This window comes from Methylobacterium sp. NEAU K, from assembly GCF_030700285.1.
In the GTDB taxonomy this organism is placed as follows: domain Bacteria; phylum Pseudomonadota; class Alphaproteobacteria; order Rhizobiales; family Beijerinckiaceae; genus Methylobacterium.
In genome coordinates, this window is record NZ_JAUYZJ010000020.1 from 62,679 (window position 1) to 81,728 (window position 19,050).

Annotated in this window: 13 protein-coding genes; 6 read left to right on the plus strand and 7 right to left on the minus strand. The window is 69.0% G+C overall.

Annotated elements, in window-relative coordinates; all coding sequences use genetic code 11:
• The first annotated feature begins 59 nt into the window (after nucleotides 1-59).
• The gene (gene guaA, locus Q8W67_RS16895) at nucleotides 60-1,616 is read left to right on the plus strand and encodes a glutamine-hydrolyzing GMP synthase (protein ID WP_305547594.1); all 1,557 of its coding nucleotides are present in this window, start codon (nucleotides 60-62) and stop codon (nucleotides 1,614-1,616) included.
• Nucleotides 1,617-1,853: 237 nt separating this feature from the next.
• Here the strand turns inward: guaA and Q8W67_RS16900 are convergent, their stop codons facing one another.
• On the minus strand, nucleotides 1,854-3,338 hold the full coding sequence (locus Q8W67_RS16900) for a PAS domain S-box protein (RefSeq protein WP_305547642.1): 1,485 nt from the start codon (nucleotides 3,336-3,338) through the stop codon (nucleotides 1,854-1,856).
• Nucleotides 3,339-4,415: 1,077 nt separating this feature from the next.
• Here Q8W67_RS16900 and Q8W67_RS16905 point away from each other — a divergent pair.
• On the plus strand, nucleotides 4,416-4,913 hold the full coding sequence (locus tag Q8W67_RS16905) for a heme-binding protein (protein ID WP_305547596.1): 498 nt from the start codon (nucleotides 4,416-4,418) through the stop codon (nucleotides 4,911-4,913).
• Nucleotides 4,914-5,442: 529 nt separating this feature from the next.
• Here Q8W67_RS16905 and Q8W67_RS16910 read toward each other — a convergent pair.
• The 4 genes from Q8W67_RS16910 to Q8W67_RS16925 all read right to left on the minus strand — a co-directional run bounded on the left by Q8W67_RS16910 (nucleotide 5,443) and on the right by Q8W67_RS16925 (nucleotide 10,929).
• Entirely contained in the window at nucleotides 5,443-6,429 is a 987-nt protein-coding gene (locus Q8W67_RS16910) for an FAD:protein FMN transferase (protein ID WP_305547598.1), read from the minus strand.
• Complete coding sequence (locus tag Q8W67_RS16915) at nucleotides 6,426-8,564, minus strand: 4Fe-4S binding protein (RefSeq protein WP_305547644.1); 2,139 nt, start codon at nucleotides 8,562-8,564, stop codon at nucleotides 6,426-6,428. Before Q8W67_RS16915 ends, Q8W67_RS16910 begins: the two co-directional genes overlap by 4 nt.
• Before the next feature lie 119 nt (nucleotides 8,565-8,683).
• The gene (locus tag Q8W67_RS16920; RefSeq protein ID WP_305547600.1) at nucleotides 8,684-9,691 is read right to left on the minus strand and encodes a PQQ-dependent catabolism-associated beta-propeller protein; all 1,008 of its coding nucleotides are present in this window, start codon (nucleotides 9,689-9,691) and stop codon (nucleotides 8,684-8,686) included.
• On the minus strand, nucleotides 9,688-10,929 hold the full coding sequence (locus Q8W67_RS16925; RefSeq protein WP_370693894.1) for an ABC transporter substrate-binding protein: 1,242 nt from the start codon (nucleotides 10,927-10,929) through the stop codon (nucleotides 9,688-9,690). The genes Q8W67_RS16920 and Q8W67_RS16925 overlap by 4 nt, the downstream gene beginning before the upstream one ends.
• Before the next feature lie 216 nt (nucleotides 10,930-11,145).
• On the opposite strand from Q8W67_RS16925, the gene pedF reads away from it, so the two are divergent.
• The 4 genes from pedF (at nucleotide 11,146) to Q8W67_RS16945 (ending at nucleotide 15,408) form a co-directional block, all read left to right on the plus strand.
• Nucleotides 11,146-11,574, plus strand: a complete 429-nt coding sequence (gene pedF, locus Q8W67_RS16930) for a cytochrome c-550 PedF (RefSeq protein ID WP_305547602.1) — start codon at nucleotides 11,146-11,148, stop codon at nucleotides 11,572-11,574.
• Nucleotides 11,564-12,445, plus strand: coding sequence for a substrate-binding periplasmic protein (locus Q8W67_RS16935; protein WP_370693895.1), 882 nt, complete (start codon nucleotides 11,564-11,566; stop codon nucleotides 12,443-12,445). Before pedF ends, Q8W67_RS16935 begins: the two co-directional genes overlap by 11 nt.
• Before the next feature lie 273 nt (nucleotides 12,446-12,718).
• The gene (locus Q8W67_RS16940) at nucleotides 12,719-14,488 is read left to right on the plus strand and encodes a PQQ-dependent methanol/ethanol family dehydrogenase (protein ID WP_305547604.1); all 1,770 of its coding nucleotides are present in this window, start codon (nucleotides 12,719-12,721) and stop codon (nucleotides 14,486-14,488) included.
• 260 nt (nucleotides 14,489-14,748) lie between these two features.
• Nucleotides 14,749-15,408 (plus strand): response regulator transcription factor, encoded by a 660-nt coding sequence (locus tag Q8W67_RS16945; RefSeq protein WP_305547606.1) that lies wholly within the window; start codon nucleotides 14,749-14,751, stop codon nucleotides 15,406-15,408.
• Nucleotides 15,409-15,532: 124 nt separating this feature from the next.
• On the opposite strand, the gene Q8W67_RS16950 is transcribed toward Q8W67_RS16945, so the two are convergent.
• Both Q8W67_RS16950 and Q8W67_RS16955 read right to left on the minus strand, forming a co-directional pair.
• Entirely contained in the window at nucleotides 15,533-17,005 is a 1,473-nt protein-coding gene (locus tag Q8W67_RS16950; RefSeq protein ID WP_305547608.1) for an NAD-dependent succinate-semialdehyde dehydrogenase, read from the minus strand.
• Nucleotides 16,998-19,010, minus strand: coding sequence for an acyl CoA:acetate/3-ketoacid CoA transferase (locus Q8W67_RS16955; protein WP_305547610.1), 2,013 nt, complete (start codon nucleotides 19,008-19,010; stop codon nucleotides 16,998-17,000). Before Q8W67_RS16955 ends, Q8W67_RS16950 begins: the two co-directional genes overlap by 8 nt.
• Nucleotides 19,011-19,050 lie beyond the last annotated feature (40 nt).

The window sequence follows — 19,050 nt, forward strand, 5'->3', positions numbered from 1 at the left end:
CCCAGCCGGAGCCGGGCACGCGCGTTGCGTGCGCCCCGGCCTTCGGATAATCGCCCGCGATGAACACCGACCACGACAAGATCCTGATCGTCGATTTCGGCTCTCAGGTGACCCAGCTCATCGCCCGCCGGGTGCGCGAAGAGGGGGTCTACTGCGAGATCGTGCCCTTCACGAAGGCCGAGGCCGCTTTCCGCGAGCAGCGGCCGAAGGGTGTGATCCTCTCCGGCGGCCCCGAATCGGTCACCGTCGAGGCGAGCCCCCGAGCCCCGCAGCTCGTGTTCGATTCGGGCGTTCCGGTGTTCGGCATCTGCTATGGCCAACAGACCATGGCGGCCCAACTCGGCGGCGCGGTCGAGGGCGGCCACCACGCGGAGTTCGGCCGGGCCGAGGTCGAGATCCTGGCCGATTGCCCCCTGTTCCAGGGCGTCTGGCACAAGGGCGAGACCTACCCGGTCTGGATGAGCCACGGCGACCGGGTCACCAAGCTGCCCGACGGTTTCTCCACCGTCGCGATCTCGAAGAATGCTCCCTTCGCGGCCGTGGCCGACGAGGCGCGGCGCTACTACGCGGTGCAGTTCCACCCGGAGGTGGCGCACACGCCGCACGGCGCCCTGCTGATCCGCAACTTCGTGCGCGACATCGCGGGCTGCTCGGGCGACTGGACAATGGGCGCCTACCGCGAGGAGGCAATCGCGAAGATCCGCGAGCAGGTCGGCGCGGAGCGGGTGATCTGCGGCCTGTCCGGCGGCGTCGATTCGGCGGTGGCGGCGGTGCTGATCCACGAGGCGATCGGCGACCAGCTCACCTGCGTATTCGTGGACCACGGGCTGCTGCGGCTGGGCGAAGCCGAGCAGGTCGTGGCCCTGTTCCGCGACCACTACAACATCCCGCTGGTCCACGTGGAAGCCAGCGGGATGTTCCTGTCCGCCCTGGAGGGCGTGAGCGACCCGGAAATCAAAAGGAAGACCATCGGCCGCCTGTTCATCGATGTCTTCGAGGCCGAGTCCAAGAAGATCGGCGGCGCCGCTTTCCTGGCGCAGGGCACGCTCTACCCGGACGTGATCGAGAGCGTCTCGTTCACCGGCGGGCCCTCCGTGACGATCAAGAGCCACCACAATGTCGGCGGCCTGCCCGAACGCATGAACATGAAGCTCGTGGAGCCGCTCCGCGAGCTGTTCAAGGACGAGGTCAGGGTGCTCGGCAAGGAACTCGGCCTGCCCGACGGCTTCGTCGGCCGCCATCCGTTCCCGGGGCCGGGCCTAGCGATCCGCTGTCCCGGCACGATCACCGCTGAGAAGCTCGACGCCCTGCGCAAGGCGGACGCGATCTACCTCGACGAGATCCGGAAGGCCGGACTCTACGACACGATCTGGCAGGCCTTCGCGGTGATCCTGCCGGTGAAGACCGTTGGCGTGATGGGCGACGGCCGGACTTACGACCACGTCTGTGCGCTGCGCGCCGTCACCTCGGTGGACGGCATGACGGCCGACTTCTACCCGTTCGACATGGCCTTCCTCGGGCGGGTCGCGACCCGCATCATCAACGAGGTGAAGGGCATCAACCGGGTGACCTACGACATCACCTCCAAGCCGCCCGGCACGATTGAATGGGAGTGAGGCTGGGCTGACGGCCGGACAGTTCTGCGCGGCAGAGAAATCCGCGCCGTCGGACAGGTTCGATCGGTTTCGAGGCGCACCCTCGCATCCGCCTCTCGGCTGCGGAAGATCCCGGGATGATGGAGCGATTCCCCACGATCGATTCGGTACCGTAGGCAAACCGGCATTCGGGACTGTCGGCCGCCACGCGGTGCCCGCTGCGGCCGGCGCTCTCCGCCGGGAATGCCGCGACGGGGGTCAGCCCACCGCGCGGGAGGCCTCCCGAACCTGACGGGTGGCCCGGTCGACCTGCTCGCTCGCCTGGGCGATCGTGTCCATGCCGACAGCGATGGTCGACACGCCTTGAGAGGCTGTCTGCATGCTGGCGGACATCTCCCGTGTGACCGCGGACTGCTCCTCCACCGCCGCGGCGATGGTGGACGACACCTCGTTCAGCGTCAGGATCGTGCCCCGGATGCCATCGATCGCGTCGGCGGCTTCCCGCGTCGCCGACTGGGTCGCGATGATCTGTCCGCGGATCTGATGCGTGGCCCGCCCGGTCTGCTCGGCAAGGGTCTTCACTTCTGCAGCGACCACCGCGAAGCCGCGGCCCGCCGTACCGGCCCGGGCCGCCTCGATGGTCGCATTCAAGGCCAACAGGTTCGTCTGCGCCGCGATGCCGGAGATGAGCCCGACAACGGCGCCGATCTGGGTGGCTTGATCGCTCAGGCCCGCCACGATGCTGCCGGTGCGCTGGGCCTGCTCGACGGCCCGGCCGGCGACATCCGCCGCGTGGCTCACCTGCTGGCTGATCTCGGCCACCGAGCCCGAGAGCTGCTCCGCACCAGACGCCACGGCCTGGATATCGGAGGAGACCCGGCTGACCGTGTCGGCCGCCGCACCGGTCTGCCGCGTCACGTCCTCGACCGCCCGTCCGATCGCGTCGAGATCCGCGCCGATCGCCCGCTGGAGCTCGGCCCGGCGCTGGCGCTCGTAAACCTGGGCGGTGATGTCGGTGGCGAACTTCACGACCTTGACCGGCCGTCCGCGGCCGTCCTTGATCGGGTTGTAGGTCGCCTGGATCCAGATCTCGCGGCCGCCCTTGCCGATGCGCCTGTATTCCGCGGACTGATACTCGCCGCGGGCGAGCGCCGCCCAGAAGGCGCGATAGGCCTCGCTGGAGCGCTCCTCGTGGCTCACGAACAGGCCATGGTGGCTGCCAACGATCTCGTCGAGCCGGTAACCCACCGCGTCGAGGAAGTTCTGGTTGGCGCTCAGGATCGTGCCATCGAGGGTGAAGGCGATCACCGCCTGCGAGTGGTGCAGGGCCGCGATCTGCCCGTCGAGGTCGAGGGCGTGCAGCTTCTGCGCCGTGATATCGGTGGCGAACTTGACGATCTTGACCGGTCTTCCGGCCCGGTCGAGCACCGGGTTGTATGAGGCCTGGATCCAGACCTCGCGACCGTCCTTGCCGATTCGCCTGTACTCGGCCGTTTCGAACGCGCCGCGCCGCAGCCTTTCCCAGAACAGCCGGTACTCCTCGCTCGCGTGCTCGGCCGGATCGACGAACAGGCTGTGATGGCGGCCGCGGATCTCCTCGAACGTGTAGCCCATCGTCGACAGGAAATTCGGGTTCGCGTCCAGAATGACGCCGTCCAGCGCGAACTCGATCGTGGCCAGAGAGCGGCTAAGGGCCGCAAGTTTGCCCCTCTGGTCTCGTCCGCCCTTCAGGCGATTCAACATCGTTTTCTCCGGAAGTTCGGGCAGTTGTGCGCGGCGATTGGCCTGATCGCGCTGCTGAATCGGCAGCCCGGTTAAACGGGGTCTAAGGCGGCTGCCTTGATCGAGTGTTAAGACGCAGAACCCATCGAGACGCGCGAAGAAATAGGCTTCGTCACCATCACGTCTCCGGCTAGAATCTGACCACACGCAGGAGTTGAACGAAAACGTTACAAAGTCGCACCTGAAAACATCCATCGTTAATCGTGAGCCACGACGCATAGCGAATGGAGCGGTCTCAATGTGTAGCTTGAATTCTACGTGTTGGAGCGACTTTCCCCAGCTCCAGGTGGATTTCACATCGTTGACGTTGCAGGATGCAGCGTCATCGGCTGTGCAGCCGGCGAGGCGTGGACGGCCGAAGCGCCGTTCGGGTCCGATACGGACCGGCCTGGAAATGACGAGTTCCCGCTCGGCCACCCGCTTTCACGATACGCCCTGTCGGTGGTCACCGGCTGCCCGCCGATCCGCGTGCGCGCCCGACATCATCACGTAGAATTGCGCATGGCGCCTCGGCGCGATTGAGCCACTCAGTCGGCGATGCGAATAGCTCGGGCCCAGGTTTCGCCCCAAAAATGCGAACCTCACCGCGCACCTTGCGGATGTGCCCGGCGGGCGGTCCTTGGATGTCACGCTCCGATCGCGACCGCCCGACCTCCCGGTGGAGAGAATCGATCTCGGCCCGCTCTGGCCGTCGACGACCGAGGCCGGAGAACGCATGCTGGCGATCCGGAAGAACCCGCTGACCCGCCGGCCCTGGCCCGGCTCCCGGAACAGTCGGATCGCCTCGGCCCTACGCACGTGCACACCGGCGCCGCGTCGTCCCGCACATCCGGTTCCGTCGTCGCGTCCCAACCGGATTTTCGTAATGACGGAAGGCCGCCAATTCTCTCATAACTCACGATTGTCGGGATGGAGATCAGGCCTGCCTTGGCCTAGGCTGAATGGACGCCAAGTGCTCCTAAGAAGCTGCGGCGTTGGAGGAAACGCATGACGCCGTACATCGCCCGCACCGCGGTCCTATGCCTCGCGCTGATCGGCATGCCGGCCCTGGCCCAGACTCCGGAGCCGCCGAAGCCGTCGGGGCCGCCACAGGCGCCGGCAGGCGGAACGCCGGAGAAGATCCCGTTCGGCCTGCCCTACGGCGCGCCGATCACCTACGACCAAGCGAAAACAATCCTGGCCGCCGCGGAAGGGGAAGCGAGAAAGCGGGGTTGGCCCATGAACATCGCTGTCGTCGACACCCACGGCGAACTCGTCCATTTCGCTCGCCTGGACGGCGCGCAGCTTGCGTCGATCCGCATCTCTCAGAACAAGGCGCGCACGGCCGCGCGTTGGCGTCGGGAGAGCCGTGTGTTCTTCAACTTCTACGCCGCCGGTTCGACCTACTACGGCACCCTGGATCCCGATCTGGCGGCTTCGCCCGGCGGGATCCCTCTGGTCGTCGATGGTAAGGTCATCGGCGCGATCGGCTGCTCGGGCGGCACCGGAGATCAGGACGCGCTGATCTGCCAGACGGGAGCCGACGCGTTGAAATAGGTCGGACGCGGGGGACACGGCTGGATCGAGCGGTTTTCACCCGACCTTACGTCTGTCGGACCGCGAGATTCGGGCCCGGAAGCTGGGCAATATCACTCAGCTTTTTTCGGTACACAGGACTTCGCGGCCGGCAGGAAACAAAACCGGATCCCGGTGCAGGCCCGCGAAGTCTTCGGCACTTTCACGCGGGTGATAGAAACGGGATTCTGATCGCATCACCCTCTGGCTCGCCCTTCGATGCCGCTCTGCCTCGGCAGCGTGTCCTCCCTGCGCCCCGCTGGCGCGAGCGTCCCGCTACCCCGGCTCATCCTACGCGGTCGCGTTCGCGCCGGACGTGGTGCGGTTTTCAAGCGTGACAGGGACGCTGCCTCCCGAACCACCCGGAGCCTGAACCCGATGCTGCGGGCGCCTTCTCGGCCGCGCTCGTCGGCGCAGTTCCGTCGGTCCCGTCAGATCGATGGTGGCTGTCCCCGAGCGCTTTCGCGGGCGTGCCGGGATCACCCCAGGCCGGGCCGCCACCAGCCGGTTGTCAGACCTTGTCGGTGAAGCGCACGGCGCAGCCCGCATGAGCGGCGACCAGTTGCGCACCCCGGTCCCGACCGAGCACCATGCAGGCGGTGGACAGGCCGTCCGCGAGGAGCCCGGTCGGGGCCGTGACGGTCACCGCGGACAGGCCGCCAGGCGAATGGCCGGTAGACGGGTCGAAGATGTGGTGGTCGACCCTGTCGTCCGAGAAACTCATGTTGTAGTCGCCCGAGGTGGCTGCGAAGCCGGTGAATGGGGCAATCACGTCGGCGAGCCGGCCCGGATCGCGCGGATCGGCGAGGCCGAGGCGCCAGGGAGCGCCGTCGGGATGCGCCCCCACCGCACCGAACTCGCCGGTATCCACGAAGGCGTCGGCGATGCCGCGGCCACGGAGCGCGGCCATTACCCGGTCGGCGGCGTAGCCCTGGATCAGGGCGTTCAGCGTCAGCGCGGTTCCCGGCACCAGGAGGATCCGGTCGGGTTCGAGCCGCACCCGGCGCCAGCCGACCCGATCGATGGCAGCGCGGAGTGCGTCGGCCGCGGGGCGCGCGCTCCGAGCCGCTGCGCTCGACCAGACCGGCCAGAGCGGCTGCACCGTCGGGTCGAAGGCGCCGTCGGTCTCGGCCGCCAGGGTGAGGGCGAAGCGCAACAGCGCGACGAGGTGCGGATCGGGCGCCGCGAGGCTGCCCTCGCGGTTGAGCTGCGCCAGGGCGCTGTCGGTGCGGAACAGGCTCGCGGCGGCCTCGACCGCGTGCATCGCCGCGAACCCGTCCGTGAGGGCAGCCTCGATCGTCGCCGGGTCGCGGCCGGCGGCTGTCAGCGCCACCGTGGTCCCGAAGGCGACGCCCGCCCGCGTCCGGATCGCCAGCCCCCGCGAGGCGGCTGCCGCTCGGAAGGCCGCGATCCCGCCGAGCCCGGCAGCAGCAGCCAAGCCCGCCACGCCGAGGACGACGCGGCGGCGGGCGGGTCGCTTCAGGTTCCGAAGGGTCATGTGACCGCCATCGGGTGCGGCGCGCTCCGGCGCTTCCGCTTGCGGTCCACGACCTGCGGCACGCATTGCGCCGGATCGTGGATGATCGTGACGCAGTCCATGCACTGGAAGCACTCGGGATAGTCGATCCGGCCCGAGGGCGCGATGGCACCGTAGCGGCAGCGGACCTTGCAGAGCTGGCAGGGCGAGCCGCACTCGGCCCGGCGCGGGATCCAGTCGAGGACCCGCAGGCGCCCGACGAGGGCGAGGCTCGCGCCGAGCGGGCACAGATAGCGGCAGAACCCCTTGTAGACGAACAGGTTGAGGACGAGCAGCCCGGCCGCGTAGGCGACGAACGGCCCGCTGCGCACGAAAGAGAGGGTGATGGCCGTCTTGAACGGCTCGACCTCGGAGAGGCTGTCGGCGAGCGGCGATCCCGCCGCGGCTGCACCGAGGATGCCGGCGAGCACGCCATACTTCAGCTGCCGCAGCGCCCGGTCGAGGCCGGCCGGAACCGTAACCTGCCGGATGCGCAGGGGCCGGGCGAGCAGCGCCACGAACTCCTGCAGGGCGCCGAAGGGGCAGAGCCAGCCGCAGAAGGTACCGCGCCCCCAGACCAGCAGGGTGGCGAGCGCGAAGGCCCAGAGCACCAGGGACGGCGGGTCGTAGAGCAGGAAGGCGAGATCGTGGGTCGTGGTCGCCGCGCGCACGAGGCCGACGAGGGTCACGATCGAGAGCTGTGCCTGCGCGGACCAGCCGACGAAGCCGAGCGTCAGCGCCAAGAAGGCAAGGCGGAACGCCGCGAAGGCGCGCCGATGGGCCACGAGCCCGCGCTGGCGCGCCAACACCGGCACCAGGATCGCCAGCATCAGACCGATCGCCGCAAGTTCCGGGGCTCGAGCCCGCCACGGATCGGTCCAGCTCGGGCCGTCATCCGGCTTGGCCCGGGTGAACAGGTCCGCGGGGAGGGCGGTCTCCACTGGGAACGTCCGGGCGATCTTTTCCGACAGGATCTGCCCGCGCTCGCGCACGATCGTCTCGGCCAGCACCCAGGGCGCTGACGGGTCGAAGCCGGCGGCTTGGTCGATCCGCAGGATCGACCAGTTCCCCGGCGGCAGCCCCTCGGCCAGACCGGCGTCGCGGCGCTCCACCGCCATGTCGCGGGCGCCGACGATCAGGCCGCTCTGGCTGACGGCCAGCCGGTCCGGGACCGCGCCGAGCACGAAGCGCTCGCCGACCGGATTCTCCGGCGCGTCGGCCGGTCCGGTGCTCAGCACCATCACGGCGTGGTTGTCGGGACCGAGTTCCCGCATCAGCGCGTCGAACCGCGCCTGCCCGAGCAGGTTGCGGCCGATCGTCGGCACGTTGAGATAGGCCACGTACAGGTCGGTCAGCACCGCATCCGCGGCGCCTTCACCGGACTCCGCGACACCGCTCCCCTTGAAGGCGACAGCGGCCTGGGCGTTCGTGACGGTCAGCCGCTTCACCCAACCGCGGGCGAGGAGGTCGGGCAGGCCGAGCGGCTCGTAGAGGCCGGGCTTGGCCTGGACCGACAGGCCGACATTGGCCGCCCCGAAGCCGAGCTTCCCGCGGGCCACCACCAGCGCTGAGGCCAGGATCGACTGGTTGATCACCCGGGTCGAGGCCGTGGCCATCGAGATCCCGTCGACGGTGGTCTGCGGCGGGGCGCCGGCCGCCCGGGCATTCGGCCGGCCGACCCGGATCGCCTGCTTGGCCGAGAGGCCGGCATATTGCTCGACGAAGGCGAAGAGCGGCTCGGAGCCGAGCCCCTCCAGGAACACCGGCTCCCGGTGCGCGATCACTTTGACGTCCCGGAAGGTGCCGTCGGGCGCCAGCGCGATCAGCAGGTCGGGCGGCGTGCCGCCGAATCCGGGGATCGGCGCGAGGTCCACCGATTCGAACGCGTAGGCGAACACCTCGTAGGCGCCGGCCTGCTGTTTCAGGATCGGCCAGACCGGAAGCGCGCCGTCCTTCTCGCCGACCACGAGGGGCGGCGGGAAGTGACTTTCCAGCGCCGCGCGATCGAGCTGGCCGGCGCTGGCGGGGAGGATCGCGAGGAGGAACGCGAGCAGGGCGAGGCAGAGCGGGCAGGCGCGTGTCGCCCACCAACCCCCGCGGGGGAGGGGGGAGGGCAGGTGCGCGTCGGCTCTGGGCTGGTCACCCTGTCGAAGCGTGAACGATCCGGCACGCGCTGTGTGGAACCGCAAAGCGGCAGTTCGAGACTGGGAGGGCGCCAGGCCACGGTCCCAAAAGATCACGGCGCCGCCCCGGCGGCGCGCCCGTCCGGAACCTTTGCGTCGGGAATCGGCCGGGCGGCGACGCCCCAGGGGAATCGGCCGACCTTGACGGTCCGGATCGGCCTGCCGGTCCCGGTGTCGATCACCGTCACATCGCCCGAGACGCCGTTGGTGGTGAACAGCCGCGTGCCGGCGGCGTTGAGCGCGAGCTGCCAGACCCGGCGCCCGACCAGGATGTAGCTCTCGACCTTGAAGGTCTGGGTATCGACCACCGCGACCCGGTCAGACGGCCCGAGCGCTACGAAGGCGTGGCGTCCATCCTTCGCGAGCTGGATGCCCACCGGCTGGATCCGGTCGGCCGCAATGCCCTTCAAGGCGAACCCGATCGTCTCGATCACCTTGCGGGTGGCGACGTCGATCACCGCGACCGTGCCGCCGATCTCCGACGAGACCCAGAGCCGAGTGCCATCCGCCGAGAAGGTGGCGTAGCGCGGACGCTGACCGACCGGGGTGGCATCGACCGCCTCGAGGCCCTTCGTGTCGATCCAATGGACCATGTTGGTGGTCTCGGAGGTGGTCACGGCGGTGCGGCCATCCGGGCTCACCGCCACGCCCTCCGGCTCGATGCCGACATCGATCTGCGCCAGCACCTTGCGGGTCTGGGCGTCGACCACCGTGGTGGTGGCGTTCTCCTCGTTGGCGATGAACAGGGTGCGGCCATCGGGGGCGAGCGCGAACTGCTCCGGATCCTCCCCGGAGGGCAGGTCATGGCGCACTTGGCCGGTCTCCGGGTCGATCACCTGAACGGCGTCGGAATCGCTGGCGCAGACGTAGAGCGCGCGGCCGTCCTTCGAGAAGGTCACCCCCCGCGGGCGCCGCCCCACCGGGAAGATGCGCAGCACCTCAAGGCTGTCGCCGTCGATCACAGAGACGGTGTTGTCGCGCTCGTTCGAGACAAAGACTTCCTCCGCCCGCGCGGGCAGGACCGTGGCGAGCGCGAGCGCGAGGGCCGCGAGCCGGTTCATGGCGAGCGTCCGGAAAAGGCCCGGCAGGCGCTCTCGGGCTCGTCGAGGCCCAGCGTGTCGAGTTCCGTCCGGTGATGGAGGAAGCCCTCGATCGGGGCGGTGGCGGTCACGGCCCCGGGCCACAGCAGGAAGACCGGCTGGCGCAGCTGCCCATCCCAGGCGCGGAAGCTCAGCGGCCGGCCCTTGAAGCCGCCGACCTCGAAGGTCGCGGCGGTCAGGCTGGCGCGCACCGCCTCGGGAACGGCGCTGCGCGCCTGCACGGCCGCCTCGCCGATGGCGTGCACGGCCATCCAGCCGGCCCAATCGACCGGCCGCATCGCCCGGCCGGCGAGCTTCCGGAACCGCCCCTGGAGCTGCACCGCGGCCCAGGCCTCCACGGGCCGCCCCCAGGCTGCGGGGGAAAGGCCCTGCGTGCCGACGACCGGGCGCGGCGCGGCGGAGTTGTAGTTCAGGCTCGCCCCGAACGCGCCGGCCTCGTCGGCCACCGCCACCACGTCGTGCTCGGCGCCGCGGGTCGGGATGGCGAATTCGCGCAAGGCGGTGTCGCGCACGTCGCCGCCCCTGGGGTCGTAGGCGGCCTCGGCCACGATCCTTGCCCCGAACTTCTTCGCGCTCCGCTTCAGGGCCTCGGCGTAGAGCCCGTCCCCGGGCGCCGGTCCCGTGACCAGAAGGATGCGGGACCAGCGCTTGAACGCGAGGAACTGGACCAGCGCGTCGGCCAGCATCGCCCGCGACGGCAGGATGTGCAGGAGGTTCTTCCGGCACTCGGCATCGCGCAGCCGCGTGTCCGGCGCCCCGATGTTGAGGAGAACACTTTCCCGGGCCTCCGGCAGGTCGGCGAGCGCCAGCACGTCCGCGGCCGGCGCGTTGATCACCACGAAGTGCCGATCGGCCAGGTCCCGGAACGCCGCGCGGATGTCGTCGCCGGGCGCGACCACCTTCGCGTCGAGGCTGAAGCCCAGCCCGATGAAGCGGCCGGTGGCGCTCGAATCCTTCAGCCCGAGTTCGGCGCCCCTGGCACCCTCGTCGTCGGGGATCGGATCCTCGTTGTTGAGCGGCACCGGCCGCTCGACCCGCCGTTCCAGGTAGTGGATCGCCAGCGGCGGCCCGAGAGCCGGCGTCGCGGCCTCGGCGAGGCCAGGCATCAGGCCGGGAAGGGCGAGCAGGGCGGCCGCGCAGAGTCCGGCGGAGACGGGCCGGCGGCTCAGTGCGTCTCCTCGCGCGCCGAACGCCGCCATTCTCGCTCGTCTCCCCCGCCCAGCATCATGCCGTCCTTTGGGGAACATTACGGCCGGAACAGAGACTGCCGATATTGGACCAAGGTGCACATGGCTAACGTGCTGCAGTGCGGCGCAAGTCATTTGGCAATCTTCGACCGGCTTTTCGTACCAAAGCACAATGGGTCGAAGCGCCGACACTTGCTAACCGTCCTGAAAGAAGATGGGAGGCGGCGGATGCGCAGGATCAAGACGGCGGCGAGCGGGGCGCTCGTGGCCCTGGGGTTCGCGCTGGCGGCCGGCAGCGCACTGGGCCACGGCGATGTCCAGCCGCAGCCGGTCAAGACGGACGGGTTGAAGCCGCTTGGCGCCGAGTGGGTCGCCGAGAACCCCTACAAGGGCGACGCACACGCCATCCAGATCGGCGCCTCCGGGTTCAACCAGAACTGCGCCCGCTGCCACGGCCTGGAGATGATCTCCGGCGGCCTCGCCCCGGACCTGCGCTACCTGCCCCAGGGCAAGGAGGGTGATGAGTATTTCGTGGAGCGCATGCGCCACGGTGCCGTGATCAACGGCGTGACCAAGATGCCGGTCTTCGAGGGTCTGATCTCCCAGGAGGGCCTCTGGGCAATCCGTAGCTACATCGAGTCGAAACATGAGGAATAGGGCGCGAGCCGTGCAGCGGCGGCGGGTCGCCTTGGCCGCCTGCGGCCTGATCCTGGCGGCCCGGTTCCAGCCGGAAGCCGCCGCGCGGCCCCTCGACCAGGTCATGGCCGACGGGACGCTGCGGGTGGCGGTCTACGGCGACAACGCGCCGTTCTCCGAGGACGAGAAGGGCCGGCCAAACGGCATCGACGCGGATCTCGCCCGCGCCATCGCCGAGAAGCTCAAGGTGAAGCTCGACCTGCGCGTCGTCGACGCGGGCGAGAATGTCGACGGCGACTTACGGCTGAACCTCTGGCGGGGCGATCTCGCGGGCACGCCGCTGGCCGACCTGATGCTGCATGTGCCCACCGACCGGCAACTCGCCCTGCGCAACGACCAGGTGTTCTTCACCGCGCCGTATTTCGATCAGGAGATCGCCTTCGCGTACCGGAAGGACGTGATGGAGGGTCTCGACCGGCTCGACGACATCGGCGACAGGACCGTCGCGGTCGAGGGCGCCAGTGCGGCCGACCTGATGCTGCTCACCGCCCAGGGCGGCCGCTTCCGCGCGGGCCTGAAGCACTACAAGAGCTTCGATGCAGCGGCGCAGGCCTATCTCGCCGGGGAGGCGCCGATCCTGGCCGGCACCCGCGCGGCGATCGAGGCCGCCCTGTTCGCCGCCAAGGCACCCCGGGACGACAATCCGATCGGGACGGTCCCGTCTCAGGGGCTGGTCAAGGCCCGCTGGGAGATCGGTGGCGCGGTGAAAACCGACTCGCGCGATCTCGCCTACGCGGTGGCGGACGCGATCACGGCTCTAAACGCGGAAGGGCGCATGAAGGCGATCTGCGAGACCTACGGCGTCACCTACACGCCGCCGAAGGGATACTGACCCCGGCGTATCCGACCGATCACGCACCGGCCGGATACGGCAAAACCGGCGGACCGATCTCGACAGATTGGGCCGCTTGCTACGTTTTATCTATCGAATACACGTAATCATTCGGCAAATTTCGCATACACATTGGACCAATTGCCAATAAGACTTTCCTGAGAAGCCTCTTACGTTGACGTCCAAGGGGGCGCGCCCTGCGACTCGTGCGGTCCGCGCTAAGCCCCGGAAGCTCCGGCCGGACGGACCGGAGACGATCACGGAGGACACGTCATGAGAATGCGGACCCGGTTCCTCGGCGCTGTGGGCATCGCCGCCCTCGTGGCGGGCGGCGCGATCCCGGCGCTTGCCGAGGGCGTCAGCGAGCAGGACATCATCAACGACGCCAAGACGCCGGGCGACGTCGTGACATACGGCCTCGGCCCCCAGGCCCAGCGCTTCAGCCCGCTCAAGACGCTCAACCGCGACAACATCAAGGGTCTCGTGCCCGCATGGTCGTTCTCGTTCGGCGGCGAGAAGCAGCGCGGCCAGGAGAGCCAGGCGCTGGTCAAGGACGGCGTGATTTACGTCACCGGCTCGTATTCGCGCATGTACGCGATCGATTCCCACACCGGCGAGAAGAAGTGGGAATACGATGCCCGCCTGCCGGAGGGCATCCTGCCCTGCTGCGACGTGGTGAACCGCGGCGCCGCGCTCTACAAGGACAACGTCTATTTCGGCACGCTCGATGCCAAGCTCGTCGCCCTGAACACCAAGACCGGCAAGGTGGTCTGGCGCAAGGACATCGACGACTTCAAGGCCGGCTACAGCTACACCGCCGCCCCGATCATCGTGAAGGGCAAGATCATCACCGGCGTGTCCGGCGGCGAGTTCGGCGTGGTCGGGCGGATCGAGGCGCGCGACGCCGAGACCGGCGAGATCGTCTGGAAGCGGCCCGTCATCGAGGGCCACATGGGCGAGTTGAACGGCAAGCCCTCGACCATGACCGGCAAGGTCAACGAATCCTGGCCGGGCGACATGTGGAAGTTCGGCGGGGGGGCGACCTGGCTCGGCGGCACCTACGATCCGGAGACCAACCTGATCTATTTCGGCACCGGCAATCCCGGTCCCTGGAACTCGTGGCTGCGGCCCGGCGACAACAAGTGGTCGGCCTCACGCCTCGCACTGAACCCCGATAACGGCGAGATCGTCTGGGGCTTCCAGACGACGCCGCACGACGGATGGGATTTCGACGGCGTCAACGAGTTCGTGCCGTTCGACATGCAGAAGGACGGCAAGACCGTCAAAGCCGGCGGCACCGCCGACCGCAACGGCTTCTTCTACGTCCTCGACCGCACCAACGGGAAGTTCATCTCGGCCACGCCGTTCGTCGAGAAGATCAACTGGGCCAAGGGCATCGATAAGGACGGCCGCCCGATCTACAACCCAGAGAACCGTCCCGGCGACCCGAGCCAGGCGAATGCCGACGACAAGAAGGGCAAGTCCGTGTTCGCGGTGCCAAGCTTCCTCGGCGGCAAGAACTGGATGCCGATCGGCTACAGCCCCGACACCAAGCTGTTCTACGTGCCCTCCAACGAGTGGGGCATGGACATCTGGAACGAGCCGGTGAACTACAAGAAGGGCGCGGCCTATCTCGGCGCGGGCTTCACCATCAAGCCGGTCTTCGACGACCATATCGGCTCGCTCAAGGCGATCGACCCGGCCAGCGGCAAGGTCGTCTGGGAGTACAAGAACAAGGCACCGCTCTGGGCCGGCGTGCTGACGACGGCGGGCAATCTGGTCTTCACCGGGACGCCCGAGGGCTTCCTGAAGGCCTTCGACGCCAAGACCGGCGAGGAAGTCTGGAAGTTCCAGGTCGGCACCGGCGTCGTGTCCTCGCCGATTACCTGGGAGCAGGACGGCGAGCAGTGGGTCGGCGTTGCGGCCGGCTGGGGCGGCGCGGTGCCGCTGTGGGGCGGCGAGGTCGCCAAGTCCACCGCCGGCATCAACCAGGGCGGCAGCTTCTGGGCATTCAAGCTGCCGAAGACCGTCGCGTCGCGCTGACGCGCCGTCGCGCGGGCTGCGGACCGGACAGCGCCGCAGCCCGCCCAGCCTCCGGATGCTCCCGGGCATCCAAAGCGACAGCGCGCCGGAACCGGATCTCCGGGCCGGCGCGCTCAGGCCTCGGGACGCGCGCGGTCCTCTCAACACCCGCTTGCGCCCCGAGGCCGCATCGATCAACCTCGCATTCCCGGCGCGCGGCGTCGGCCCGCGACATCCGGCGGGTCCCGTGCGAGGATCTCGAGCGAGGTATCGCGCGTCCCGTGCATCTCCTGATCGTCGACGACCACCCGCTGTTCCGCGATGCCCTCGCGGCCACGATCCGCCTCGCGCATCCGGACGCCGTGCTGCACGAGGCCGACGGGATCGAGCCGGCCTGCGCGGTGCTGGCTGAGAACCGGAGCATCGACCTGACGCTCCTGGACCTGTCCATGCGCGGGGTGACCGGCTTCGACGGCCTGATCACGATCCGGGCCCGCTTCCCGCGCGTCCCGATCCTGATCGTGTCGGGCCACGAGGACCCGCGCATCGTCCGCGAGGCCCTGCAGCACGGCGCCGCCGGCTTCGTGCCCAAGGCGATGGACAAGGCCACCCTGACCCGGGCGATCACCGAGGTGCTGAGCGGCGCGCTGTTCCTGCCGCCCGGACTTGCTGAGGCGAGCGCGCCGGCGTCGCACGCGAAGAAGCCGCCGCTTGCCGAGCGCCTGGCCCGGCTCACGCCGCAGCAGCTGCGGGTCCTTATGATGATCCGCCAGGGCAAGCTGAACAAGCAGATCGCGCACGAGCTTCAGGTCGGCGATTCGACCGTGAAGGCCCATGTCTCGGAGATCCTGCGCAAGCTCGAGGTCATCAGCCGGACCCAGATCGTGATCGATACGGCGTCCCTCGACTTCGACCAGATCCACAACACCCATCCGGCCTGACAGCCGCACAGGCACGCCCGGGCGCAGGCCGGCGCGGCTGCGCGCTCGTCTCTCCACGGCGGACGGCGCCCGACCCTGCGCTTCGCGATGCCGCCCTCTCCCGGCAGGGGAGGGGGAACGCGTTTCAGCCGCCGAGGCCGCCGACGCAGAGGTACTTGGTGTTCAGGTAATCCTCGATGCCCTGGTAGGAGCCCTCGCGGCCGAGGCCCGATTCCTTGACGCCGCCGAAGGGCGCCACCTCCGTGGTGATGATCCCTTCGTTGATCCCCACCATGCCGTATTCCAGCGCCTCGGCGACCCGGAAGGTCCGGCCCAGGTCGCGGGTGTAGAAGTAGCAGGCGAGCCCGTATTCGGTGGCGTTGGCCATGCGGATCGCCTCCGCCTCGTCGCGGAAGCGGAACAGGGGCGCCAGCGGCCCGAAGGTCTCCTCGCGGGCCACCGCCATGTCGGGGGTCGCGTTCGCGATCACGGTGGGCTCGAAGAACTGGCCGCCCAGCGCGTGGCGGTGCCCGCCCGCGACGACCCGGCCGCCCTTCTCGAGCGCGTCGCGGATATGGGCCTCCGTCTTCTCCACAGCGGCCATGTCGATCAGCGGGCCCTGTGCGACACCCTCTTCGATGCCGTTGCCGACCTTCAGCCGGTTGGCCGCCGCGGCCATCTTGTCGGCGAAAGCGTCGTAGATCCCGTCCTGAACCAGAAAGCGGTTGGTGCAGATGCAGGTCTGGCCGGAATTCCGGAACTTGGCGAGCATCGCGCCCGCCACAGCCCGGTCGAGGTCGGCATCGTCGAACACGATGAACGGCGCGTTGCCGCCCAGCTCCATCGAGACCTTCTTCACCGTGCGAGCGGCCTGCTCCAGGAGCACCTTGCCGACTTCGGTGGAGCCCGTGAAGGTGATCTTCTTGACCAGCGGGTTGCCGGTCATCTCCCCGCCGATGGCCCGGGCCGATCCGGTGAGGATGCTGACCACGCCGGCCGGGAACCCGGCTCGCTCGCAGAGCACGCCCCAGACGAGGCCGGAGAGGGGGGTCTGCGAGGCCGGCTTGATCACGATCGGGCAGCCCGCCGCGAGCGCGGGGGCGATCTTGCGGGCGATCATGGAGGAGGGGAAGTTCCACGGCGTGATCGCCGCGACCACGCCAACGGGCTCCTTGGTCACCAGGATCTTGCGGTCGCCCCAGGGGGAGGGGATCACGTCGCCGTAGACGCGCCGGGCCTCCTCGGCGAACCAAAGCACGTAGGCTGCCGACATCGCGACCTCGCCGCGGGATTCGGTGAGCGACTTGCCCTGCTCGGCGGTGAGGATCTGCGCGAGATCCTCCTGGTTCTCGGTGACCAGCGCGGCGAGCTTGCGCAGCAGCACGGCCCGGTCAGAGGCGGTCCTGGCGCGCCAGGCCGGGTAGGCCGCGTGCGCCGCCTGGATCGCCCGGCGGGTTTCCTCGGCGCCGGCATTCGGCACCCGGGCGATCACCGCGCCGGTGGCGGGATTGGCGACGTCGATGGTGCCGGACCCGGCCTTCGACCATTCGCCACCGATCAGGCAGGATTCGACCAGGAGGGTGCGATCCGTCAGGGAGAGGCGGTCGGGTTCAGGCATTCAACGGTTCCTTGGGCGGTTCAGGCCTGTCGGGCAGGGACTGGGCGGGCCGGGGCTTGAGAGGCACGCTCTGGGCCGTATTCCTCGCCTGCGCCTCGGCCTTTGTCTCGAACACATGGGGGGCCAGATCGCGGCTCGCCAACGAGGCCCCGAGTTTCAAGCGCAGGAATGCGCTCGTGGTGTAGCGCGATGCGGTCTCGTAGTACCGGTTCTCCAGGTAGGCGATCGCCGAGAAATAGGCGTCGCTCACGGTCGGATCGATCTCGAAGCCGTCGTAATTCGCAATCAGGTGGACCTTGCGGCCGATCTCCTGGCAGGCCCGCTCGTACTCACGCCGCACCAGCTCGACGTCGTCGATGGTGCGGACCTGGAAACCTTCGAGGTTCGAGAACAGGATATTGCGCTCCGGATCGTAGCTGATCCGCTCGGACAGCGAGAGACCGAGGAGCCACGGCTCCAGCCCCATCACGGCCTCCCGGAACAGGCGCGGGTCCATCGGCTTCGGATCCTGCACGATCGGCGCAAAGCCCATTTGGCCGAGGATGTCCCGCGCGATGTCGATCCCGGGCGCGACCTCGGCGAGTTCCATGCCGGCCCGGGTCCGGCGGAACACGCAGCGCTCGGTCACATAGAGCACCGGCTGGCCGCGCTCCGCCGCGTAGGCGCCCGAGAAGGTCACTTGCTCGACGGCCGCAATGAATTTCGGCGAGCGGCCTTCGACCAGGATCCGGATTCCGCTCTCATCGACCGCCACCTGCAACCCGTCGGCCGTGAAGGTGCCGGCGAAGACGAGGCTCTTGGCGTTCTGCGAGATGTTGATGAAGCCGCCGGCGCCGGCCAGCCGCTTGCCGAAGCGGCTGACGTTGACGTTCCCCTCGGCGTCGCACTGCGCCAGCCCGAGGCAGGCGAGATCGAGGCCGCCGCCGTCGTAGAAGTCGAATTGCTGATTCTGATGCAGCACAGCCGCCGGATTCAGGGCGGCGCCGAAATCCAGTCCGCCCTGCGGCAGGCCGCCGATCACGCCGGGCTCGGCAGTGAGCGTCAGATACTTCAGCACCCGCTCCTCGGCGGCGACCGCCGCCACCCCCTCGGGCATGCCGATGCCGAGATTGACCACCCCGCCCGGAGGCAACTCGAAGGCGCAGCGCCGGGCGATCACCTTGCGGGCATCGAGGGGGATCGGCGCGATCCTATCCAGGGGCACGCGCTGGCGGCCCGTGAAGGCGTGGTTGTAGGGCGTGCCGTAGGTCTGGCGGTGGTTCTCCGGCTGGCTCAGCACCACGCAGTCCACCAGGATCCCGGGCACCTGCACCTCCCGGGGGGCGAGCGAGCCGGCCTCGGCCAGCCGCTCGACCTGGGCGATCACGAAGCCGCCCGAGTTCTTCGCCGCCATGGCGGCGGCGAGGTTGTCCAGCGTCAGCGCCTCGCGCTCCATGGTGATGTTGCCGGCCGGATCCGCCGTGGTCCCGCGGATCAGTGCGACGTTCACCGGGAACGCCTTGTAGTGGAGCCAGGATTCGCCGCCGAGTTCGACCACGCTGACGAGGTCCTCGTGGGTCACGGCGTTGAGCTTGCCGCCTTCGAGGCGGGGATCCACGAAGGTGCGCAGGCCGACCTTGGTGATGTGCCCGGGCGTGTGGGCGGCGATCTCCCGATAGAGGTGCGAGACCACCCCGAGGGGCAGGTTGTAGGCCTCGATCTGTCCCTCGATCGCCATCCTGGCCAGCTTCGGCACAAGGGCCCAGTGGCCGCCGACGACCCGGCGCACCAGCCCGGGAATCGCCAGCCGGTTGAGGCCGCGCTCCTTGCCGTCGCCCGGCGCCGCCGCGAACATCAGCCCGAGCCCATGCGGACCCTGGCCGGCCTCGAAGCGGCGGGCCAGCGCCAGGATCAGTTCGTCCGGCGTGCCGATGCCGACGAAGCCCGAGACCGCGACCATGTCGCCGTCCTGCAGGATGGCGAGGGCCTCGTCGGCGCTGACGATCTTGTTCTTCAGGCTCGCCATGGCGTGGTCCTCGGAGCCTGAAAGCTGGGATTTATCTTGG